The sequence below is a fragment of the Vibrio sp. Vb0667 genome (genome assembly GCF_033391095.1).
Map to the genome: position 1 here is coordinate 1 of NZ_JAWPOL010000007.1, position 23,773 is coordinate 23,773.

15 protein-coding genes are annotated in these 23,773 nt (G+C 45.4%); 12 read left to right on the forward strand and 3 right to left on the reverse strand.

The window, feature by feature from the left end; all coding sequences use genetic code 11:
- Window positions 1-97: 97 nt before the first annotated feature.
- From vmeK to erpA, 3 genes are all read right to left on the reverse strand, one after another.
- Entirely contained in the window at window positions 98-3,202 is a 3,105-nt protein-coding gene (gene vmeK / locus R8269_RS09610; RefSeq protein WP_213907276.1) for a multidrug efflux RND transporter permease subunit VmeK, read from the reverse strand.
- 9 nt (window positions 3,203-3,211) lie between these two features.
- Window positions 3,212-4,327 carry an efflux RND transporter periplasmic adaptor subunit gene (locus tag R8269_RS09615; RefSeq protein ID WP_005386537.1) on the reverse strand — a complete coding sequence of 372 codons (1,116 nt, stop codon included), beginning with the start codon at window positions 4,325-4,327 and terminating at the stop codon, window positions 3,212-3,214.
- Between the two features lie 105 nt (window positions 4,328-4,432).
- A complete protein-coding gene (gene erpA / locus R8269_RS09620) occupies window positions 4,433-4,774 on the reverse strand; it encodes an iron-sulfur cluster insertion protein ErpA (protein WP_005380031.1) in 342 nt (113 codons plus the stop codon).
- A gap of 246 nt (window positions 4,775-5,020) precedes the next feature.
- On the opposite strand from erpA, the gene hemL reads away from it, so the two are divergent.
- The 12 genes from hemL to R8269_RS09680 all read left to right on the forward strand — a co-directional run bounded on the left by hemL (window position 5,021) and on the right by R8269_RS09680 (window position 23,765).
- Window positions 5,021-6,316, forward strand: a complete 1,296-nt coding sequence (hemL, locus tag R8269_RS09625; protein WP_017820414.1) for a glutamate-1-semialdehyde 2,1-aminomutase — start codon at window positions 5,021-5,023, stop codon at window positions 6,314-6,316.
- 345 nt (window positions 6,317-6,661) lie between these two features.
- Window positions 6,662-7,747, forward strand: a complete 1,086-nt coding sequence (locus R8269_RS09630) for an AI-2E family transporter (RefSeq protein WP_031779035.1) — start codon at window positions 6,662-6,664, stop codon at window positions 7,745-7,747.
- 76 nt (window positions 7,748-7,823) lie between these two features.
- Window positions 7,824-8,849, forward strand: a complete 1,026-nt coding sequence (gene rsmC / locus R8269_RS09635; protein ID WP_017635899.1) for a 16S rRNA (guanine(1207)-N(2))-methyltransferase RsmC — start codon at window positions 7,824-7,826, stop codon at window positions 8,847-8,849.
- Between the two features lie 226 nt (window positions 8,850-9,075).
- Window positions 9,076-12,462 carry a response regulator gene (locus R8269_RS09640; RefSeq protein ID WP_054579089.1) on the forward strand — a complete coding sequence of 1,129 codons (3,387 nt, stop codon included), beginning with the start codon at window positions 9,076-9,078 and terminating at the stop codon, window positions 12,460-12,462.
- 782 nt (window positions 12,463-13,244) lie between these two features.
- Window positions 13,245-14,927: an ABC transporter substrate-binding protein gene (locus R8269_RS09645; protein WP_005380037.1), complete on the forward strand. Its 1,683-nt coding sequence runs from the start codon at window positions 13,245-13,247 to the stop codon at window positions 14,925-14,927.
- 170 nt (window positions 14,928-15,097) lie between these two features.
- Window positions 15,098-16,084: an ABC transporter permease gene (locus tag R8269_RS09650; RefSeq protein WP_005380038.1), complete on the forward strand. Its 987-nt coding sequence runs from the start codon at window positions 15,098-15,100 to the stop codon at window positions 16,082-16,084.
- A 2-nt stretch (window positions 16,085-16,086) separates the two neighbouring features.
- Entirely contained in the window at window positions 16,087-17,112 is a 1,026-nt protein-coding gene (locus R8269_RS09655) for an ABC transporter permease (RefSeq protein WP_025768199.1), read from the forward strand.
- Window positions 17,113-17,114: 2 nt separating this feature from the next.
- On the forward strand, window positions 17,115-18,098 hold the full coding sequence (locus R8269_RS09660; RefSeq protein WP_005386550.1) for an ABC transporter ATP-binding protein: 984 nt from the start codon (window positions 17,115-17,117) through the stop codon (window positions 18,096-18,098).
- A 47-nt stretch (window positions 18,099-18,145) separates the two neighbouring features.
- Window positions 18,146-19,141, forward strand: a complete 996-nt coding sequence (locus R8269_RS09665; protein ID WP_053304111.1) for an ABC transporter ATP-binding protein — start codon at window positions 18,146-18,148, stop codon at window positions 19,139-19,141.
- 63 nt (window positions 19,142-19,204) lie between these two features.
- The gene (locus R8269_RS09670; protein ID WP_017635902.1) at window positions 19,205-20,944 is read left to right on the forward strand and encodes a glycoside hydrolase family 9 protein; all 1,740 of its coding nucleotides are present in this window, start codon (window positions 19,205-19,207) and stop codon (window positions 20,942-20,944) included.
- Between the two features lie 2 nt (window positions 20,945-20,946).
- Window positions 20,947-21,837 (forward strand): N-acetylglucosamine kinase, encoded by an 891-nt coding sequence (locus R8269_RS09675; protein ID WP_017820409.1) that lies wholly within the window; start codon window positions 20,947-20,949, stop codon window positions 21,835-21,837.
- Window positions 21,838-21,845: 8 nt separating this feature from the next.
- The gene (locus R8269_RS09680; protein WP_005380048.1) at window positions 21,846-23,765 is read left to right on the forward strand and encodes a beta-N-acetylhexosaminidase; all 1,920 of its coding nucleotides are present in this window, start codon (window positions 21,846-21,848) and stop codon (window positions 23,763-23,765) included.
- Window positions 23,766-23,773: the final 8 nt, after the last annotated feature.

Here is a 23,773-nt window from a genome sequence, read left to right on the forward strand (position 1 = left end):
TTAAAATACAAAACGCCCGATGAAGTACATCGAGCGTTTTAGTTAAAAAGTGTCAACCCATATCAGGACGGGTCAGTCGATATCATCACGATAAAGCTTACTGTTCGGAGTGATGCTCTCTCCCGAGCATAAGCAAACACGGTGTCAGAACTAACGTTAGCAAAGTCGCAAACGCCAAACCACCCGCGACAGCGGTCGCAAGCTGAGACCACCATTGAGTGCTTGGTGCGCCAAACTCCACTTTCTGATTAACTAAGTCGATGTTCATTTCTAACACCATTGGCAATAAGCCTAATATGGTGGTCACCGTCGTAAGTAAAACGGGTCTTAAACGCTGCACACCCGTACGCAAAATAGCCTCAGATTTTTCTAAGCCACGTTTACGCATCTGATTATAAGTATCGATTAAAACAATATTGTTGTTTACCACGATACCAGCCAACGCAATCACTCCAATTCCCGACATAATGATGCCAAATGGCTTTTGGAAAATAAGTAACCCGGCGAAGACACCAACGGTAGAAAACAGCACTGCACTAAGGATTAAGAAAGCTTGATAAAAGCTATTAAACTGCGTAATTAAAATCAAAGCCATCACACCAAGCGCGACAATAAAAGCATTTTGCAAGAATGCTGATGAGTTTTCCTGCTCTTCATTTTGACCCCGAATCTTATATTCAATGCCTTCCGGTAAGTCGAGCTGTTCCATTCCAGCGGCAATCTTAGGTAACTCAAGCGCCAAATTGTAACCTTCCACCATATCCGCTTTAATATTGATAACTCGATGACCGTCGACCCGACGAATAGTGTCTTGCTTATGATCTGGTTTGATTTGAGCAAAATTCGTAATCGGTACCAGACCAGCTGCCGTTTTCACTCTCAGTTGATCAAATCGACCTATGTCGCGCTTATCTTGCGGATAGCGCACCAAAATATCGACTTCTTCATCCGCATCATCGGGCAAATAATCACCTATTTTCAAGCCGTTCGTAACAAACTGGACGGTATTCCCGACTAAAGTAGCATCCGCTGCAAAGCGAGAGGCGTCATCTCGCTGGATATCAATTTGCCAATCAATCCCTTCCTTATTAGTGGTATCACTCAAGTTGGTCAGTGCAGGATTACCATCAGCCCAATGTCGTACTTTTTTGGCTGCTTCATCTAACGCACTAACACTCAAATTTCGTGATGACACTTCAATCACGAGATCATGCTCGACAGGCGGTCCTGCGTCCGGGAATTTATACTCAAGTTCAACACCATAAAAGCGGTCTGTCGTCTCTTTTAGTTCCTCAATAATGGTTTTCACTTTGCGTCGATACTGCCAATCCACAGGCGTTATTTGAATCTGGCCAATCTCGTCCCCATTATCGCTCGATCCTGTGCGCGTGTAGACACTTTCAAACTCGTCATGACCGAGCATCACCTTCTCGATTTCGCGCATAACAACATCTTTTTCGTGAATAGACAAGTCACCATAAGAACGAACTTTAACGGTAAAAAAGGCAGGGTCCACTTCAGGGAAAAACTCTGCACCCAAGCCAGCTTTGTTGTAAGTGAAGCCGACCCCTGCCGCTAGCAGTATCGCGCTGAGTAAGACTTTCCATGGATGACGAATCGCTACCGACAGAGTCTGGTAATAAAGCTTGGTAATGCCTGTCGCTTTTTCAAAGTTGCCGTTATGCAGCTCAACCATTTCTCGCTGAGCTTTCTGATTGACGACTTGAGGCTTGCCAATGATTCCACCGATGACAGGAACGAACAATAAAGCCATCATCAGCGAAGCGGCCAAAGTAGCAATTAAAGTAAGTGGTAAGTACTTCATGAACTCACCAGTGATGTCTGGCCAGAAAAGTAACGGAGCAAACGCAGCCAACGTGGTTGCTGTGGATGCAGTAATAGGCCAGGCCATTCGCTTTGCTGCATCTCGATAGGCTTCTTTACGTGGCGTTCCTTCTTGCATGCGCCGATCTGCAAACTCTGTCACCACAATGGCACCATCCACCAACATGCCTACTGCCATAATTAAAGCAAACAGTACGACGATATTGACCGTCAGCCCAAATACCGATAACACCAACAACCCAGTCAAGAACGATCCTGGAATAGAAATCCCCACGAGAAGCGCGGTCCTAACCCCCAATATGGCAATAATGACGATAACTACGAGGATAATTGCGGATAAGATATTGTTTTGTAGATCACTGAGCATCAATTTGACATCGTCGGATTGGTCCCAAGTGTATTTAACTTGCAAATTGTCGGGCCACTCGGAGCGCTTCTGTCCCTGAGCCAGTACTTCTTTTACCAGCTCAACCGTTTCAATGATGTTTTCCCCTGCCCGTTTTTTTACGTCCAAAACGATGGCAGATTCGCCATCTAAACGAGCAAAACTTTCAGGATCGCGAAATGCACGCCGTACTGTCGCCACATCGCCAAAAGTGATCACCTCTTTGCCATTCACCTTGATCGGTAGTTCAAGCACATCTTTCAGTGAATCAAAAACCGATGGGACTTTTACCGAAAAGCGTCCATACCCAGTATCGACAAACCCCGCAGCCACAACTCGGTTATTCAAGGCAATTAAATTATAGATGTCCGCTTGATCGAGACCGTAGCTTTCCATCAATAGCGGATCGACAACTATCTCCACGATGTCTTCGCGATCTCCTGCGATTTCAACCTCAAGAACCTGACGGAAACTTTCCAAACGATCACGTAACGTTCTGGCAATCTGAACAATGGTTCGCTCTGGTACGGTGCCATAGAGCACAACGGTCAAAACAGGCTCTTCAGATGCAAACGTGACTTCGTTTACCGTCGGCTCATCACTGTCCTCTGGTAACTTTGGCTTCGCAAGATCAACCGCATCACGCACATCTGCCATCGCTTTATCAAGATCCACTCCGACACTAAATTCCAGCGTCACCGAAGCATGACCTTCTGATGCCACAGAGGTCATCTCTTTTACGCCTTCAATAGAGCGCAACTCTTGCTCTATTGGGCGAACCAATAAACGCTCGGCATCGACAGGAGAAATGCCTTGATGTCCAACAGAAACATAAATAATCGGAATGGTAATATCAGGGCTCGATTCCTTGGGGATTGTGACGTAAGTAATGACACCAGCAATTAATATCATCACCAACAATGTCAGCATAGTGCGAGCGCGAGATAACGCAGCATCAATCAGAGTGTACATAAGTGCTCCTTACTGCTCACTAGCCGCTTCAACAACTACGTCATCAACTTTATTGGCCAGTACTTGATCACCATCTCGCACAAAACCTTGTCCCAGCACGATAATGTCTGCACGCTCTCCTAACCCAGAGAGCCACACACCATCATCCTCGGCCTTAACGAGTTGAATTGGAACAAACTCAACATACTCATTACGCAGTGTCTTGACACCTAAGTTACCTTCTTCATCTAGTGCTAACATGGCAGCCGTAATCTTTACTGCCAACACTTCACTCAAAGGCAGCTGTACTTCTGCGCTCATACCGGCAGGAATTCTTGCGTCTTGATTATCAATTTCGATTTCAATTGGAAATGTATTAGTAGAAGCAGAAGAAACACGTCCAATGTAGCGCACACGACCTTGATGATGCTGTTGGTTAATGGTTCTTACGTCGGCTTCTAGGCCTTCCTTAAGGTATTGTATATGCCGTTCACTGACATCGGCTTCAATCACTAAAGTATCCAAATCAATGACCGTCGCAATAGGATCGCCAATCCCGACAAAATCACCTAACTCAACAAAGTGGTGATCTACGATGCCATCAAATGGCGCTTTAACCTCAGTATTTCTTAAAGCCGTTTGCACGTTACTCAAATTCGCACGTGCATCTACCAACGCTGCTTGCGCTGTCGCAAATGCAACCTCACCTTGCAGTCCACGACTTTTTAGCGATTTAGCTGCATTAAACTCTTTCTCTTTAACCAACAGCATCGCCTGGGCCCGTTTAAGTTGAATGCCAAGGTCGCGCTTATCGATGTTTGCGATCACTTGTCCCTGTTTGACCGCTTGGCCTTTCTTTATGTTAAGACTGACTATTTTACCGGCAACTTCGGCGCCAAGACGCGCTTGACGATTGGGCGCTGTTCGTCCATACAATTCAATGGTTTTACTGGTAGGTTCGGCAAGAAAAGTATCAAACATCACCTTTGCAAGTGGTGTTGTGTTCGTGGATGTTGAAGAGTTAGGATGATCATCTTGTGCTTTGAGTTGGCCGATGGTTAGCCATGCAACAAGAAGTAAGACGAGGATAAGAGATACTAGCCAAGGGCGCTCGACAATTCGGCGTCCAAAAGAAAGTCCAGACATATAAAGTCCTTTTTATTATTTCTCTGCATATCTGCGAGTGTGCGCTTTACGTGACATCCTTCTACATAAAGCACAGGCAGCCATTAGCTGCCTGTTAGGTGTTAATTACACACTGAACGATGCACCACAACCACATGTTGTCGTTGCATTTGGATTATTTACGAAGAAGCGCGCTCCTTCCAACCCTTCTGTGTAGTCAACAATACCGCCAACGAGATATTGCAGACTCATAGGGTCTACAACCAGTGTTACACCACTGTTTACGATTGTCGTATCGCCTTCGTTTACATTTTCATCAAAAGTAAAGCCGTATTGGAAGCCGCTGCAGCCGCCGCCAGTAATGTATACGCGCAGTTTCAATGCTGGGTTTTCTTCTTCAGCAATCAATGCTTTAACGCGAGATGCTGCTGCGTCAGAAAAAGATAATGGTACGTTTACTTCGCTCACGAAGACCTCTCTCACTCGTGTAATGCGTCAAGCCTGAAGCAAGACGTCAAATTTGTGCTAATTGAGACGATTATCCAATACCTGACAAACTCGTTCAAGTATTCGCCGCCGATTCTTTATAACAGATGCGGATATATAAGATTACACTGCGAAACAACACATAAATTAAGCAAAACGTTTCTAACTTGATTATAGCTAGGTACAATGCGCTCCACTTGGTCCGAGCAATCAAAAGAGGATAACCCCATGACCAAATCATCAGAGCTGTATCAAAAAGCTCAGCAAACCATCCCTGGCGGTGTCAATTCACCAGTTCGTGCATTCAACGGCGTTGGCGGCTCTCCGCTATTTATCGAACGAGCAGACGGTCCACTGATTTTTGATGCCGATGGTAAAGCGTATATTGATTACGTTGGCTCTTGGGGTCCAATGATTCTTGGCCACAACCACGCAGTTATCCGCGAAGCAGTAATTGATGCAGCGCAACGCGGTCTTAGCTTCGGTGCGCCAACAGAACTTGAAATCGCGATGGCAGAATTAGTTTCTGAGCTTGTTCCATCAATGGAGCAAATCCGCATGGTAAGTTCTGGTACTGAAGCTACGATGAGCGCGATTCGCCTTGCACGTGGCTTCACCGGTCGCGACAAGATCATGAAATTTGAAGGTTGTTACCACGGCCATGCTGACAGCTTGCTAGTAAAAGCAGGTTCTGGTGCACTAACTCTAGGCCAACCAAGCTCTCCTGGCGTTCCTGCAGATTTTGCTAAGCACACGCTAACAGCAACATTCAACGACCTAGATTCTGTACGCGAGCTATTTGCTGCTAACAAAGGCGAAATTGCTTGTATCATCGTTGAGCCAGTAGCAGGCAACATGAACTGTATTCCACCAGTGGAAGGCTTCCACGAAGGGCTACGTGACATCTGTGATCAAGAAGGCGCGCTACTAATTTTTGATGAAGTAATGACAGGCTTCCGTGTTGCTCTAGGCGGCGCGCAAGCACACTACAACATCAAACCCGACCTAACGACACTGGGTAAAGTGATTGGTGGCGGTATGCCAGTAGGTGCTTTCGGTGGCCGTAAAGAAGTGATGCAATACGTTGCACCTACAGGCCCAGTTTACCAAGCTGGTACCCTTTCCGGTAACCCTGTCGCAATGGCAGCAGGCTACGCATGTTTGAACCTTCTAAAAGAAGAGGGCAACGAAAAGCGCCTAGCTTCTAAAACGAAACAACTTGCTGAAGGTTTTAAGTCTCTAGCAGAAAAACACGGTATTCCGCTAGTTGTTAACCAAGTGGGCGGTATGTTCGGCTTCTTCTTCACTGACCAAGAAAAAGTAACTTGCTACGAAGACGTAACGAAGTGCGATGTAGAACGCTTCAAGCGTTTCTTCCACTTAATGCTAAAACACGGTGTCTACCTTGCGCCATCTGCGTTTGAAGCGAGCTTTACTTCACTCGCTCATGGTTCAAAAGAGATTGATGCCACACTAGAAGCTGCTGACCGCTGTTTTGCTGTTCTTGCAGAAGAAGCGAAGTAATCGCTAAAAACGGCGATAACGCATTTAGAAAAGGACCGTAACGGTCCTTTTTTATTGCCAATTCAAAATAACCAATATCGCTAATACCCCAACGACAATGCCAAACCACGGTATTCGCTTAGCTTTTTTCTCGGTTTGACACTTTTTATCACCGTTGCAACAACCCATAGCTCATCTCTTGATTGATAACCGACTGATTTGTAGTCATTATAGCAAGGTACATCGCCCTGCTCTAATTCGGCATTGTCATAAGCTTGAAAGAGTTAAGAGTGCAAAGTAATAAAGGTTACACGCCATCATTGAAGGCATAAACCATAAACGTCACCTGTAAGTTGGACTAATACCATGCCAAATAATGTAAAAATAACGTCGAGTCACCGAGTACTAATGGTTGCTTTACTCGCCGCTGCTTTTGCTTGCTACTTATTGGTTGAGCCATATATCAATTCAATTGTGATGGCTTTTATCATTTCTTTGCTCATGTTTCCGATACACGAATGGTTTGAGCAGAAAATTCCCAAGCACCCCAATATGGCGGCACTGCTGTCATGTGTCGTCTTGACGTTTATTATTGTTATCCCGCTTTTATTTGTGTTTGCCGCCATTGTTCAGCAAGGCTCTGTTTTCTCACAAAATACATATAATTGGGTTACCAATGGTGGTATCCAAGATATATTCCAACATCCTTTCGTTATCAAAGGCTTAGCGATTGTTAATGAGTACTTACCTTTTGATAAAATCGAGCCCAAAGCCATCGCTGAGAAAATTGGGCAATTTGCCACATCGTTTGGCTCTAACTTAGTCGCTATCAGCGCAAAGATTTTAGGAGACGCAACCAACTTCCTAATGAACTTCTTCCTGATGCTGTTTGTGCTGTTTTTTCTGCTTCGTGACCACGACAAAATTATCTCTGCGATTCGTCATATCCTGCCACTCTCACGTAGCCAAGAAGACCGCATATTGACAGAGATAGAGCAAGTTTCTAAATCAGCCGTAATGGGCTCATTCATGACAGCGATTGCTCAAGGTTTGGCTGGCGGTATCGGTATGTGGCTCGCCGGTTTCCCTGGGTTATTTTGGGGAACAATGATGGGCTTTGCATCATTCATTCCAGTGGTAGGAACCGCGCTAATCTGGATTCCTGCAGCAGCGTACTTGTTCTTAACAGGCGATATGACTTGGGCTATCTTCTTGACGGTGTGGAGTGTAGTTATCGTTGGCTCTATAGATAACCTATTACGTCCGTTGCTAATGCAAGGCAGCGCCGGCATGAATACCCTTATGATTTTCTTCTCATTACTGGGTGGTCTGCATCTGTTTGGTTTGATTGGTCTTATCTACGGCCCACTTATTTTTGCCGTGACCATGGTACTGTTTAATATCTACGAGGAAGAATTCAAAGACTTCCTTAACCAACAAGACAACAGCTAGTCACCGCTTAATCACTTCAAGCTTGGGGCAGATTGTGCGAAAATCTGCCCCAAATTATTTCTGATGAACCAAATTTATGTCTGCTTATATCGCTCCTAGCCAAATAGCTCAGCGCCAACTTGAATACTTCAACGGAAAACACGTTTTAGTCGCTGGTGAAGTTGAAGACCTATTTCCTCTTGAGTTAGTAGCTCATTGTGAGTCTGTTGAAGTGTTTACTTCCAACTATAGCTACTACCGCCAAATTCAAACCTCTGACAAAGTGAAAAGTCATTTTGGCTCTGTGTTTGATGTTGAAACAAAAGCAGACATGGTCCTTTTATACTGGCCAAAAGCAAAAGCCGAAGCAGAATACTTGCTGGCGATGTTGATGGCGAAACTGGGCATTAACACCGAAATCGTCATCGTTGGTGAAAACCGCTCCGGCATCAAGAGCATCGAGAAGATGTTCCAAGAATACGGCCCTGTGAACAAGTACGACTCTGCTCGTCGCTGCTCATTTTACTGGGGTAATTGCCTCAATGAACCCAAACCTTTCAACCAAACAGATTGGTTTAAGTCTTACACTGTTACACTCGGTGAGCAGTCGCTAGCGGTTAAGAGCCTACCTGGCGTATTCAGCCATGGCGAATTCGACTTAGGTAGCCGATTGCTGCTTGAAACCTTACCTAAGCTTTCGGGCAAAGTGCTAGACTTTGGTTGTGGTGCAGGTGTGCTCGGTGCGTTTATGGCGAAAGCGAATCCAGAGATCGCGATTGAGATGTGTGACATTAATGCTTATGCGATCACTTCTAGCCAAGCCACATTAGAAGCGAATGGTTTATCCGGACGCGTATTTGCATCAGATATATACTCGGATACCGCAAAAGACTACCGCTTTATTATCAGCAACCCGCCATTCCACAGTGGTCTAGACACAAATTACAACGCAGCGGAAACCTTGTTGGGTCAGGCACCACAATATTTAACCAAAGACGGCGAAATGGTGATTGTCGCGAATAGCTTCTTAAAATACCCACCAATTATCGAGCGGGCGTTTAATAATTGCGAGACGCTAAATAAGACCAATAAATTTTCTATCTACTACGCGAAAAAATCATAACTTCCCCCCGCGCGGGCACAAACCTGCGCGATTTTTTCTCATAAATTCAACACTCATAAGAAAAACTGCGTCACCCTGCACGCTTTACAACTAACTTTCTTGTCAAAGAAAAAAAACTCGTTAATTTTGTTAATTCTATCTAGTTGAACATCTTATCCGTTTTTAACGAGAACCTCGGCAGCGAAGTATGTTTTAGAACTGCCCATTATGAGTTGTAATCTTATCCATGTTTAAATTCTACAAAAAACAGAAATTTAAGCGCCTTCAGAGTACACTGATGACCGCATTTCTGGTGCTCAGTATCACACCTCTTACCATTACTGCGATCTTTTTCTTGCAGTCCCACAGTAAAGATCTGCAAGAACAAAGCACCTCGCACTTACTGTCTGTTCGAGATACAAAACAGCAGCAAATCATCGACTACTTTGAGGCACGAGAAACCGAAGTCATGGGCTTTGTGCGCTCAGAGTTGGCTTACGCCAGTGGTGGCCGATTCTACGGTCTCGTCAATGCTTTTAGTCGTTTAGGCAATGATATTGAAGAGTCTCGTAAAAACGCCCAACAGCGCTACATCGAGGGCAGCGGAGACCAAATCAAAACCTCAACGTTACCCGAGTCATCCAACTATGTAGGAAGTGAACGTTACAGACTTTTGCACAAACGCTATCATTGGGCCTACTTGGAGCTCCTCAAGCGCTCTGATTTTAATGACATTTTGCTGGTCGACATCAATGGTAACGTCACCTACTCGATCAACAAAGACGATAACTACGGAACGAACTTGTTATCAGGCCCCTACAAAGACTCGGCACTTGGCAAAACTTTCAAGCGTCTCGCCGATGATGTGACTGAACGTCGAAAAGTAAACGAAGACTACACTCCTGTGATTGTGTCTGACTTCGAGCTGGAAGGGGGTAAATCAGTCGCTTGGCTAGGTGCACCAATTGTTCAGCAAGGTTATCTACACAGCTATGCCATGTTCCGCTTGCCAAATAATGGCATCACTAAGTTAGCCGCAGACGCTAATCGAGAGTCATCCATTAACACCCTGCTGGTTGGAAATGATCACCAACCTCGCACAATTAACACGAAACAAGACGACATTAAGAACAGTTTAGAAGTGATCGATAAAGCACTCTCTGGTGCGTTTGGTGTCGGCACTTACACGAACGGCTTAGGTGAAGAAATCATCGCGGCTTATGCACCGATTGAAACTCGTGGTGTGATTTGGGCGCTCGTCGTACAGTTACCAGAAAACGAAGCTTTCGCTCGTATCCATCAACTCGAAAAACTATTCGTTATCGCTATGTTGATCGCCATTATCCTTGTGGTGATAGCTTCTCACTATTTATCAAACTTTATCACTTCTCCGTTGCTGAAATTGACTTGGGTTGCCGAAAAGGTCTCTGCAGGGGATCTTGATGACACGTCTTTTAATACGGTTCGTAAAGATGAAATTGGTCGGCTTGCGTTAAGCTTTGAACGAATGCAACGCTCTATTCGAGAGAAGATTCAAACCATTAAGAAGCAAAATGAAGAACTAGAAAGCAACATACAGATCATTCAAAAACAGAATGAAGAACTGCAATTGGCCGATAAATTAAAAGATGAATTCTTAGCCACGACTTCTCATGAACTTCGTACACCGTTACACGGCATGGTCGGGATTGCTGAAACCTTAGCGTCCGGCGCCAATGGTGCGATCCCCGCTAGCCAGAAATATCAGCTTGATATCATCATTAAAAGTGGTCAGCGTCTCGCTAATCTAGTCGATGACTTGTTGGATTATCATAAAATGCGTTATGGAAGCATGGATATCCAGAAATCAGCAGTGAGTTTGGGCAGTGCAACACGATTGGTTTTAGAGCTTTCTAGCCATTTACTCGGAAGTAAAACCATCCGCATCATCAACCAAGTCCCAGCGGATTTAAAAGCAGTGTCAGCTGACCCGCAACGCCTTGAACAAGTGCTATATAACCTGATTGGCAATGCGATTAAATACACCTCAGAAGGTAAAATTGTTATCTCCGCTAATGTGGTAGATGATCATGTACGCGTACAAGTTGTGGATACTGGACAAGGAATTCCCGCAGAACAACTTGAACATATTTTTGAACCACTCATCCAAGCAGGGCAAGACGCGAGCCGTTATCGTCAAGGTGCAGGACTTGGGCTCTCCATTAGCCGTCAATTGATCGAATTAATGGGAGGCTCGTTATACGTCAGTAGCCAACCAATGGTCGGAACTACCTTCAGTTTCACTTTACCGCTCGCCAGTGAAGAAGAAATCCAAGCAACCCAGACTCTAGCTGCGCACGGACACTTCCAAATCCCTGAAGTTAATGTAGAGAACCGCGAAGACTTATCACTTCCAGAGAACCCAGACGGCCCGTTACTGTATGTTGCTGACGATGAACCAGTAAACTTACGCGTGCTTGAAAGCTTTTTACGTTTAGAGGGCTATCGTGTGCGTACCGTCTCCGATGGGCCAGAAACGTTAGCGCTCGTCGAGCAAGAGAAGCCGGAACTTCTGTTATTGGATATCATGATGCCAGGCATGAGCGGCTACCAAGTTTGTAGTGAACTACGTGAAACCTATGATCATGCCGAGTTGCCAATCATTATGCTCACCGCACTCAGTCAAACAGAAGATCGTGTAAGAGGTTTTGAAGCAGGAGCCAACGACTATTTATCGAAACCATTTAATAAACAAGAGTTGGCGGCACGTATCCAAGCGCATTTAACGGCAAGTAAAGCAGAAATGCGCCATATGGAAAACAAAGTGCTAGAGTCTGAACTTAGACAGCGAGCAGTCGTTGAAGCAAGCTTACTTGAGACTCAAGGTCGTTTGTTGGAACAGCTAGAATCGGCTCCTGAAGCTATCATCTGTCTACGTGAAGACAAGCGTATTCGCTTTGCTAACGAAGCTGCTTGTAAGCTATTCAAGCGCAGCTTAGAACAGCTAAAGCGCTCATCTGCTGATGAGCTGATTGCCCCTAAATATCTAACCGTCAAACAACCTCATTACTGTGGCAAGATTGATATCTATATTGAAGATATTCGTCAGAACATCGAAGCAGACATTCTTAAGCTCCCTGAAGGTTCAGGGTTAGATATCATGTACATCTTTAATGTCGGCGGTGGAGCCAGTGCCGCTCGCATACATAATCTAGAAACCGCCGTAGAAGTGCTTTCAAGTTATGCATTTGATGGTGACAAAGACCAATTGCAAAAGCTAAAAGAGCTTGGCGGAGAATTTACGCGCCTTGCAGACAAAGCACTCGGTAATAAAAAGGACAAGCAAGAACTTATGCGGGAAGTTCTAGTCGACGCAATGACACATGCTTTAGAGTATTGGGAATCTGTAACGGGTGAAAGTAAATTCGCATTTGCAGAGCAAAGTGGCTTGTGGCGCGTTTATCTAGACCGAAGTACTTTACAAACACGCACCTTAGATAAATACATGCGTATAGAAACATTACCCAAAACACCACGTTGGAGAACGGTGCTAAGCTCGATAGAGTTCATTCTCGAACACTGCAAAGAACAGAGCCCCGAGAGAGCATACATAGAAGCACAACGAGATAAACTACAGCGACTATTGACCAGCTAATATTTATCAAAAAAACTAGCCCAGCGTGCATGCTGGGCTTTTTTGTTATTCGAGTATTCCCTTCCTAGAGATAAAAGAGACCGCCTCTTCCTACCCCATTACCATATTTCCAATAACGAACATTCGGTTAGACAACGCTATCTATTGTTGGTCTTCAAAACGTACGACCTTATCCATTTAACTTGTCTTAACTAGGTAAGTTCGAGCAACCGAAAAAACTTCATTCATATAATAAAAAAAGGACAACAAACGGAAGAAAACTGTCGATAAAAAAGGCCATTTTTCAGATAACAAGCGGATTTTGACGAACTATTGATAGAGATTGCGAACTTAATCACAACAGAACGGCAGATTAATTTTTAGCTGATTAATTAACACCATTTCTGCATGTGAGCGAGATCTCCGAACCTAGAAAACAAGCAGGAAACGTATATTTAAAAAGGACCAGCAGGTTAGTAATCACCAACACTTATTATTAACAAGGATATAAACTGCGACGCATATCAACGTTTATTTTTTGGCCCAATGCTGGTTAAAATTAGCCAAAATAACGTTTATAACGGAGAGCTCAGAGATTTTAACGTTTTTAACGGGAATCAAGTTTGATTATTTTATGGATAAGGTGTTTTCTTACTCCTACCTAAGGCCTACAGGCCACTCTTGGCGAAACTCAATGTTGTAATGAGTAAGGCATGTACAAGAGGTAGGTCTTAGAGAGTGTTTATCAATTGATGACATTCAATTCCATTTAGTGAAATGAAAGCAAATAGTAAGGAACAGCTATGCTTGCCAATATTAAAAAAACAGCACTAGCAACAGCAATTATTGCAACGGCTACTACAGGTTTTGCATCGGTAGCTACTGCGGCTGAACGCAGTGAACTGACTATCCACCCTAAAGAGTTTACAACTTTCGTTCGTAACTTTAACCCTTTCTTGGGTGCAACTAACCTGCACACAACAACCGACTTTATTTACGAGCCGCTCGTTGTTTTTAACGAAATGCACGGTAACACGCCTGTATTTCGTCTAGCAGAAAACTTTACCATGGCTGATGACCTGATGAGCGTAACCTTCGATATCCGTAAGGGCGTAAAATGGTCTGATGGCAAAGCGTTTACCGCTGATGATGTTGTTTACTCTTTCAACCTAGTTAAAGAGAAGCCAGAGCTAGACCAATCTGGTATCAACTCTTGGGTGACTGGCGTAGAAAAAGTTAACGACTACCAAGTTAAATTCCGTCTAAGCGAAGCAAACTCAAACGTTCCTTACGAAATTGCGAAAGTACCAGTCGTACCTAAGCACGTATGGAGCAAAGTAAAAGATCCAGCAACATTCACAAACGAAAATCCAGTAGGCAGTGGTCCATTTACTGAAATCGACACTTTCACACCGCAGCTATATATCCAGTGTGAGAATCCGAATTATTGGGATGCAGACAACCTAGATGTAGACTGTCTGCGTGTGCCGCAAATCGCGAACAACGACCAATTCTTGGGCAAAATCGTTAACGGCGAAATGGACTGGACGTCTTCATTCGTACCAGACATCGACCGTACGTACGCTGCAGCAAGTCCGAATCACCACTACTGGTACCCACCAGCGGGTACTCAAGCATTTGTAGTGAACTTCAAAAACCCAGACGCTGCGAAAAACGAAGCACTAACTAACGTTGACTTCCGTCGTGCGTTCTCTATGGCGCTAGACCGTCAAACTATCATTGATATCGCTTTCTACGGCGGCGGTACAGTGAACGACTTCGCATCTGGCCTTGGCTACGCATTCGAAGCTTGGTCTGATGAAGAGACGCACAACAAGTACAAGGGCTACAACACATACAACGCGGAAGGTGCGAAAAAGCTTCTAGCTAAAGCTGGCTTCAAAGATGTAAACAAAGATGGCTTTGTGGATACACCATCTGGCAAGTCTTTCGAGCTCCTAATTCAATCACCAAACGGTTGGACTGACTTCAACAACACAGTACAACTAGCCGTTGAGCAACTAGCAGAAGTGGGCATTAAAGCTCGTGCTCGTACACCAGACTTCTCGGTATACAACCAAGCAATGCTAGAAGGTACTTACGACGTTGCTTACACCAACTACTTCCACGGTGCAGATCCACACTTGTACTGGGATAGTGGCTACAACTCGAAGCTACAAGCTGGTGACGGCATGCCTCGCTTTGCAATGCACTTCTACAAGAACGATAAGCTAGACGGTCTTCTTAACAGCTTCTACAAGACAGCAGATAAGCAAGAACAGCTAGAGATCGCTCATGGCATTCAGAAGATCATTGCTCAGGACCAAGTAACTATTCCTGTGCTATCTGGCGCGTACATGTACCAATACAACACAACTCGCTTCACTGGTTGGTGGAACGAAGAAAACCCTAAGGGCCGTCCAAACATTTGGGCAGGTATCCCAGAGCGTCTACTTCACGTACTGGACCTAAAACCAGTTAAATAAGTAGAAGTTCATTTCAAGCGGCATACATCCCGTGTGCCGCCTATAAAAATCCCTTGTTAACGAAACCAATATGTGGCGCTCGTCGTCAGGGGATTTTTCGCTCTAAATTTCGCTAGGAGCGACCTGAAACCAGAAACAGGGAAAAAATCTGGGTGAGTAAGGTGTGAGTTATGGGTTATTTTTTAAGACGTTTGTCGTTCTATCTTGTCGCGCTCTTAGTTGCAGCGACGTTAAACTTTATTATTCCGCGAGCAATGCCTGGTGACCCAGTTACCATGATGTTTGCTAATGCTTCAGTACAGGTGACTCCAGAACGAATCGCAGCAATGAAAGAACTGCTCGGTTTCGTTGATGGGCCAATTTACATTCAGTACTTCTCGTACATTAAAAACATTCTAAGTTGGGAATTGGGCACCTCAATCCAGTTCTACCCACTTTCAGTTAATTCTTTACTAGGTAGTGCATTTGGCTGGTCACTATTTCTAGCTGGTACTGCGGTTGTACTTTCTTTCTCCATCGCTTCTGTCCTTGGTATTTTTGCCGCCTGGAAGCGCGGTAGTAAGTACGATGCATTCGTAACGCCTGGCACATTGATCATTCAAGCGATTCCACAAATGGTTATCGCAATGTTAGCACTGTTTACCTTTGCGATTGGCCTGAAATGGTTCCCATCTGGCTATGCTTACACGCCAGGTACTATTCCTGATTGGACAAGCTGGGAGTTCATCAAGAACGTGGGTTACCACGCTGTACTACCTCTATTCTGTGCAACCATCGTTCAAATTGGTGGCTTCCTAGTTAACATGCGTAACAACATGATCAACCTTCTCGCCGAAGACTATATCACGATGGCTAAAGGTAAAGGGCTGAGTGAAAACCGCGTCGTCTTTAATTACGCCGCACGTAACGCACTACTTCCAAGTGTTACCGCACTGTCTATGTCTTTAGGTATGGCCATCGGTGGTCAATTAATCATCGAGATGATTTTCAACTACCCAGGCCTAGGTACTGTTCTATTGAACGCAATTCACGCTCGTGACTACCAAGTACTTCAAGGTCAGTTAATTATCATGACGATGTTCATGCTGTGCTTCAACTTAATGGCTGACATGCTGTACATGATTCTAGACCCTCGCCTACGTACGGGAGGCAAATAATCATGAAAGAACTATTCAAACTTATTTTAGGTAACGCATTTGCTCGCATTGGTCTTGGCATTGTTACGCTGTTCGTGTTCGTTGCGATTGCCGCTCCTTTACTTACAAAGCATGCGCCAGACAAGCGAACCGGTAACCCACACGAATACCCAAGCTTTGTTGTAAAACAGGCACAAAACAACCCTGATGGTTGGGTTGCTAAAAACCTAGCAGACGATCGTCGTACACTGATTATGTCTAAAAAGGCCGACCACGTATTAGGTACTAGCCGAATGGGTCGCGATATCTGGTCGCAAGTGGCTTACGGTGCACGAGTATCACTGGGTGTAGGCTTTGGCGCTGGCATCATCGTGTGCTTCTTAGCAACAGTCATTGGTATATCGGCAGGTTACTTCGGCGGCAAAGTGGATGACGTATTGAGTGCCGCGATGAACATCATGTTAGTAATTCCGCAGTATCCATTGCTATTCGTGTTGGCGGCCTTTATCGGTGAAGCAGGCCCACTCACTATTGCCTTGATTATCGCTGGTACTTCTTGGGCATGGGGTGCACGTGTTGTCCGCTCTCAAACTATGGCACTACGCGAGAAAGAGTTCGTTAAAGCCGCCGAAGTATTGGGAGAGTCTTCATTCCGCATCATCTTTGTTGAGATTTTACCAAACCTTATCCCAATTGTCGGTGCGAGCTTCATTGGCTCAGTAATGCTGGCGATCAACACTGAAGCGGTCATTTCGTTCCTAGGTTTGGGTGATGCCAACACGATCAGTTGGGGCATCATGCTTTACAACGTGCAAACCTCATCAGCCATGCTGATTGGCGCATGGTGGGAAGTACTAGCACCTTGTATTGCCCTAACATTACTGGTTACTGGTCTTGCTCTGTTGAACTTTGCCGTTGACGAAATTGCGAACCCTCAACTTCGTTCTCACAAAGGCATGAAACGCTGGAAAAAACTAGCAGCAAAAGACAAGAAAGAGCGTGAGCCTGAACTGGCACCACAAAATGCACTATGGAGCGGAGATAAATAATCATGACTGCACCACTAATTTCCATCCGTAACCTATGCGTAGACTACATCACAGACGCGGGCGATGTCCGCGCCTGTAACAACGTGAGCTTCGACATTGCACCCGGTGAAGTATTCGGTCTGGCTGGTGAATCTGGCTGTGGTAAGTCCACTGTTGCCTTCTCACTAATGCGCCTTCATAAGCCACCAGCGTTTATCACAGGTGGTGAGGTGATCTTCAACGGTGAAGATATCCTTCAGTACAGCGATGATCGCATGCAAGCGTTCCGCTGGAGTGAAATGTCGATGGTATTCCAGAGTGCGATGAACGCTTTGAACCCTGTTCTAACCATGGAAGAGCAGTTCTGTGACGTCATCATGCGTCATACCAATATGACTCGCGCTCAAGCAAAAACACGCGCTGAAGGTCTGCTGGAAATCGTTGATATCCACCCTAGCCGATTGAGTGATTACCCGCACCAGTTCTCTGGTGGTATGCGTCAACGTCTAGTAATCGCAATCGCTTTGGCTCTGAACCCAAAAATGATCATCATGGACGAACCGACTACCGCATTGGATGTAGTGGTTCAACGTGAAATTCTACAAAAAATTTACGCGCTTAAAGAAGAGTTTGGTTTCTCAATTCTGTTCATCACACATGACTTGTCATTGATGGTCGAGTTCTCGGATCGTATCGGCATCATGTACTCAGGTGAGTTGATTGAAGTCGCGCCTTCTAAGCAAATTCTGGAAAGTCCTTACCACCCTTACACCAAAGGTTTGGGTAGCTCTTTCCCTCCACTAACTGGACCAAAGACCAAATTGACTGGTATTCCAGGTAACCCTTTGAACTTGCTAGAAGTACCACAGGGCTGCCGCTTCCAAGCTCGTTGCGATCGCGTACATGAAGCATGTACACGTGTACCAACCCAATTACGTCAAATTGAACCAGGTCGCCTCTCAAATTGCCATTTGTACGGCGACACCATTGCTCAAGCTAAGGTTTAACAACAAAAAAACGCTAGCTAAGAACAAAAATTACACTGGAGAGAATTATGAGCAAACAATTCGGCGAACTGCTGATTGAGGGTAAAAATGTCGTTAAGGACTTCCCTTTAAACAGTAACTCAATCAAACAATCTAAGATGCGTGCAATCAACGACGTCTCTTTCAAAATGTACAAGAGCCGCGGCTTGTCAGTGGTAGGTGAATCTGGTTCAGGTAAGTCTACTACTGCAAAAATGATTGCAAAAATGTACGCACCAACCGATGGCATCATTGAATACAAAGGTCGTGATATCCAAGACATCACCTCTCGTCACGATTTAATGACCTACCGTGAAGGTGTACAAATGGTGTGGCAAGACCCGTTTGGCTCGCTAAACCCAACGCACAATATCTTCCACCATATTGCGCGCCCGCTGCTGATTCATAAGAAAGTAGCACCGTGCAACAAGAAAGAACTGGAAGAGCGTGTGTACGACCTACTTGAACAAGTTGGTCTTATTCCACCAAAAGAAACGGCGCAAAAGTTCCCGCACCAGCTATCTGGCGGTCAGCGTCAACGTGTAAACCTAGCTCGTAACATCGCAGTTGGTGCAGAAGTGGTATTGGCGGATGAGCCAACATCGATGCTCGATGTATCAATCCGTGCCGGTGTTCTGAACTTGATGGAAGAGATGAAGTTCGAGAAACAAATGTCTCTGCTTTACATCACTCACGACATCGCAACAGCGCGTTACATTGCTGAAGATCTCGCGGTCATGTACGTAGGTCACATGGTTGAATGGGGCGATACTGAAGAAATCATTCACGATCCTCAACACCCATATACGCAACTGTTGGTATCTGCGGTTCCAGATCCATCGAAGTCTATTCACGAGAAACTGAAAGGCAACAAAGGGGAAATCCCACTTTGGACACCAGAATCTGTCGGCTGTCCATTTGCTGGACGTTGTGTACACGCTACCGACAAATGTCGCGAACGACTACCGGGCGTCACTCAACTGTCCGACAACCACTTTGTCCGCTGTTACTTATTTGAAGATTAATCATAACGAGGGTCAGGTTCAGCCTGACCCATTCCTGTTTTTATCGTTTCCCGGAGACATTGAATGCTGCTACTGACTAACCACATTGGTTATGAACGTCTGGGCCCAAAGAAAGCCATTATCCAGACCGAACAACCACACTTGTCTTCTTACACTGCTCAATTGATTTGTGCCACTAGCGAGCAAACCGTGGCAACTTTTGCGGTTGAAGAACAAGGTAAAGTGGCGAACTGGCATCAGGGCTATTTCTACCTCATCGACTTTTCCTCTTTCACAACGTCAGGTGACTATTTCTTGCAAGTAGAAGATACGCGCTCTTCCTCTTTCATCGTTGGCGAACACATTCTGTTGGATCAAACTTTGTCAGATGTGATCCACTACTTCAAATCGCAACGTTGCGGCGGGATCTTCGATAAACAAGATCGACAACTTCCAGTACTAAACTCCAATAAAAAGGTTGATGTACACGGCGGCTGGTACGACGCATCAGGAGACGTTAGCAAGTATTTAAGTCACCTTTCATACGCGAATTATTTGAATCCTCAACAAACCCCAATGGTGGTTTGGAACATCCTAAAAGGGGTTTCATTGCTTGAAGGAAGCGAAGACATTGCAGCTTTCACACGTACACGTCTGATTGAAGAAGCCCTGTTCGGTGCAGACTTTCTTGTGCGTATGCAAAACGAAAAAGGCTTTTTCTACATGACGGTCTTTGACAAGTGGAGCAAAGATACTGCGCAACGCGAGATTTGCGCGTACGAAACTCAACTTGGTCACAAATTTGACGACTATCAAGCAGGCTTTCGACAAGGTGGCGGTGTCGCCATTGCAGCGCTAGCGGCAGCGTCGCGTTTAAGTGTTCACGGTGAATACGATCAACAAAAATACCGCAACGCTGCCGAAAATGGTTACTGGCACTTAAAAGAGCACAATACGCAGTACCTCAATGATGGGGAAGAAAACATTATCGACGAATACTGTGCGCTACTGGCTTGTGTAGAACTGTTTAAAGCAACCAAAGAAACTCGCTACTTGGAAGAGAGCCGTTTGTGGGCGCAACGTTTAGTTGCACGCCAAATGAGCGACGAGCAGATTCAACACTTTTGGTCAGCAAACCAAGACGGCAGCCGTCCATATTTTCACGCAGCCGAAGCTGGTCTACCAGTTATTGCCCTATGCGAATATCTATCAATTGAAGACGACTCAGCACGAGCGGAATCGGTAAAACGTATCGTCAACCTAGCGTGTGAGTTTGAGATCACAATATCGAATAAAGTGATCAACCCATTCGGTTACCCTCGCCAATATGTTAAAGGCGTAAATGAGTCAAAACGCGAGGCATTTTTTGTCGCACACAACAATGAATCCGGCTATTGGTGGCAAGGCGAGAATGCTCGACTGGGCTCACTCGCGACCATGGCGTACCTTGCTCAACCGCATATAGCGTCGCAAGAAGTACAGCAACAACTTTCTGTGTTTGCTCAAGATGCATTGAACTGGGTTGTAGGCTTAAACCCATACGACATGTGCATGCTAGATGGCCATGGTCGTAACAACCCTGATTACCTCCCTCAATATGGTTTCTTCAACGCAAAAGGTGGCGTGTGTAACGGAATCACTGGCGGCTTTGAAGACGAGGAAGACATTGCATTTAACCCACCAGCACAAAAAGAAGACGTGTTACAAAACTGGCGCTGGGGCGAACAATGGATCCCGCATGGCGCTTGGTACTTACTCGCGATAATGAGTCAAGCTCAGCATGTTTCTCAGTTGGCGACCTCTAAAAATATGAAGGAAGAATAATCATGGGAATGTATTTTGTCGGTATCGATGGTGGCGGCACGTCATGTCGAGCCAGGATTAAAGATTCACAAGGTAATTTTCTTGGCGAGGCCAAAAGCGGCAGTGCCAACATCATGCTAGGTGCTGAAATAGCAATGGCTTCGATTCTTGAATCCATCACTTCGGCTACCGAGCAAGGCGGTCTGACACAACAAGATTTCGCGTCGATGCACGTCGGCTTAGCCCTTGCTGGCGCAGAGCACAAAGCATCTTGGCAAGCCTTCATGTCTCTTCCTCATCCATTTGCCAGTATAACTCTGAATACCGATGCTTACGGTGCGTGCGTTGGTGCGCACAATGGCGAAGATGGCGCAATCATGATTGCGGGAACCGGTTCTTGTGGCATCTACCTTAAAGGATTGGAGCAACACGTTGTCGGTGGTCGTGAGTTCCCTATTTCGGATCAAGGTGGCGGCGCAGTGATGGGGCTACGCCTAGTTCAGCAAGTTTTGTTAGCTGAAGATGGCATCAGAGAAAAAACGCCCCTAGCACAACACGTTATGACGCATTTCGAAAATGAGGTCGACAACGTGGTGGCGTGGTCAAAACAGGCGCTTCCTCGTGATTATGGGCAGTTTTCTCCGGCTATTTTCCAACATGCGGAACAAGGCGATGCACTGGCCATTGAAATGCTGAAGCAAACCGCAGCGGATATAGAAATGTTTCTCGTGGCATTAAACAAGCGCGGCGCAACACGTATTTGTTTAATGGGCAGCATAGCTGAACGCATTGTACGTTGGCTTTCACCACCAGTTCAGCAATGGATTGTTGAGCCACAGTTTGACGCGATTGAAGGCGCAATTATGTTTGCTGGCAAACCAGAACATAACCTTTACTCGCTCAGTGCGGCGTAGGAGTAGATATGGAATATCGTGTTGATCTCGTAGTCCTTTCTGAGCAGAAACAAAACTGCCGCTTTGGCCTCACCTTTCATAACTTGAGCGACCAAGACCTAAACAGCTGGAGCTTAACTTTCGCTTTCGATCGTTACATTCTTCCAGACAGCGTTTCAAATGGTCAACTGACTCAAATTGGTAGTTTTTGCACACTTAAGCCAGAAGGGGTGGTACTGGCTGCCAACCATCACTATTACTGTGAATTCAGTATTGGTTCGAACCCATTCCGTTATTACTCGGATGGCTTTAACGAAGCGATGATCAACTTTGTCGTTGATGGAAACCCACAGCGCGCACAAGTGGATGTCACGCCTATCGTATTAGCTTCACCATACCGTGAACGCAGTGAGATTCCTGCAAGTTTAACCCATGCACAGCCCTTGCTGCCAAAACCAAACCATATTGAGGTCAGCGATCACTATTTTAGCTTTGATCATCATGCTGGCGTCGCGGTTTATTCAAGCCTGGCCAATTCAGCTAAAGAATGGCTACTTGATGAGCTTAAGCGCATTCACCAATTTGAGTTCGCATCAGACAATGGCAGTCAGATCATCTTCAAAGGCAACCCAACCTTGGATGAAGGCGCTTACAAACTGAAAGTAGCCGAAGAGTCAATCAAAATTGAAGCAGGATCTTCGTCTGGTTTTACCCATGCTTGTGCAACGTTATTACAACTAATCAAAGTTGGCGATCAACCTAACTCAATGGAAGTAGTTTGCTGTTCAATCAAGGACAGGCCACGTTTTCGTTACCGCGGTATGATGCTGGATTGTGCTCGTCATTTTCACTCCGTTAAGCAAGTCAAACGCTTGATCAACCAACTGGCTCATTACAAGTTCAATACGTTCCATTGGCATCTTACCGACGATGAGGGTTGGCGAATTGAAATCAAATCACTGCCTCAACTGACCGATATTGGTGCTTGGCGCGGATTGGATGAGATCAATGAACCACAGTACACGCACTTTGATGAACGTTACGGCGGCTTCTACACACAAGAAGACATCAAAGACGTTATCGAATTTGCATCGCAACGCGGCATCACCATCATTCCTGAAATTGATGTACCTGGTCATTGCCGAGCCGCCATCAAGTCGTTACCACACCTATTGGTAGAAGCGGAAGATACCACCGAATACCGCAGTATTCAGCATTACAACGACAACGTCATTAACCCTGCTCTGCCGGGGAGTTATGAATTTATCGACAAAGTGCTAGAAGAAGTCTCTGCACTTTTTCCTGCGCCTTACGTTCATATTGGTGCCGACGAAGTACCTAACGGCGTATGGTCAAAAAGCCCAGCATGCCAAGCACTAATGGAACAACTGGGTTACAGCGACTACAAAGATTTGCAAGGACACTTCTTGCGTTATGCCGAAGACAAACTTCGTAAATTGGGCAAACGCATGCTGGGCTGGGAAGAAGCTCAACACGGCGACAAAGTCAGTAAAGATACGGTGATCTACTCATGGCTAAGCGAAGAAGCGGCATTGAACTGTGCTCGCCAAGGCTTTGATGTGGTGCTGCAACCAGCACAAACCACTTACCTAGATATGACCCAAGACTACGCACCTGAAGAACCGGGCGTGGACTGGGCAAACCCACTGCCACTAGAAAAAGCTTACAACTACGAGCCGCTCGCTGAAGTGCCTGCTGACGACCCAATACGTAAGCGCATTTGGGGCATTCAAACAGCATTATGGTGCGAAATTATCAATAACCAACCTCGCATGGACTACATGATCTTCCCTCGTTTAACTGCAATGGCAGAAGCATGTTGGACAGACAAACAACACCGAGATTGGACCGACTATTTATCACGCTTGAAAGGCCATCTACCTCTGCTTGATTTGCAGGGAGTGAATTACCGTAAACCGTGGAAGTAATACAAAAC

Excerpts from the sequence above, each read along its gene's own strand:
- R8269_RS09670 (WP_017635902.1), top strand. The coding sequence starts at position 19,205 with ATGCTGCTACTGACTAACCACATTGGTTATGAACGTCTGGGCCCAAAG.
- R8269_RS09680 (WP_005380048.1), top strand. The coding sequence starts at position 21,846 with ATGGAATATCGTGTTGATCTCGTAGTCCTTTCTGAGCAGAAACAAAAC.
- hemL (WP_017820414.1), top strand. The coding sequence starts at position 5,021 with ATGACCAAATCATCAGAGCTGTATCAAAAAGCTCAGCAAACCATCCCT.
- R8269_RS09675 (WP_017820409.1), top strand. The coding sequence starts at position 20,947 with ATGGGAATGTATTTTGTCGGTATCGATGGTGGCGGCACGTCATGTCGA.
- R8269_RS09645 (WP_005380037.1), top strand. The coding sequence starts at position 13,245 with ATGCTTGCCAATATTAAAAAAACAGCACTAGCAACAGCAATTATTGCA.
- R8269_RS09660 (WP_005386550.1), top strand. The coding sequence starts at position 17,115 with ATGACTGCACCACTAATTTCCATCCGTAACCTATGCGTAGACTACATC.
- R8269_RS09650 (WP_005380038.1), top strand. The coding sequence starts at position 15,098 with ATGGGTTATTTTTTAAGACGTTTGTCGTTCTATCTTGTCGCGCTCTTA.
- R8269_RS09630 (WP_031779035.1), top strand. The coding sequence starts at position 6,662 with ATGCCAAATAATGTAAAAATAACGTCGAGTCACCGAGTACTAATGGTT.
- R8269_RS09655 (WP_025768199.1), top strand. The coding sequence starts at position 16,087 with ATGAAAGAACTATTCAAACTTATTTTAGGTAACGCATTTGCTCGCATT.
- vmeK (WP_213907276.1), bottom strand. The coding sequence starts at position 3,202 with ATGTACACTCTGATTGATGCTGCGTTATCTCGCGCTCGCACTATGCTG.
- R8269_RS09640 (WP_054579089.1), top strand. The coding sequence starts at position 9,076 with ATGTTTAAATTCTACAAAAAACAGAAATTTAAGCGCCTTCAGAGTACA.
- rsmC (WP_017635899.1), top strand. The coding sequence starts at position 7,824 with ATGTCTGCTTATATCGCTCCTAGCCAAATAGCTCAGCGCCAACTTGAA.
- R8269_RS09615 (WP_005386537.1), bottom strand. The coding sequence starts at position 4,327 with ATGTCTGGACTTTCTTTTGGACGCCGAATTGTCGAGCGCCCTTGGCTA.
- R8269_RS09665 (WP_053304111.1), top strand. The coding sequence starts at position 18,146 with ATGAGCAAACAATTCGGCGAACTGCTGATTGAGGGTAAAAATGTCGTT.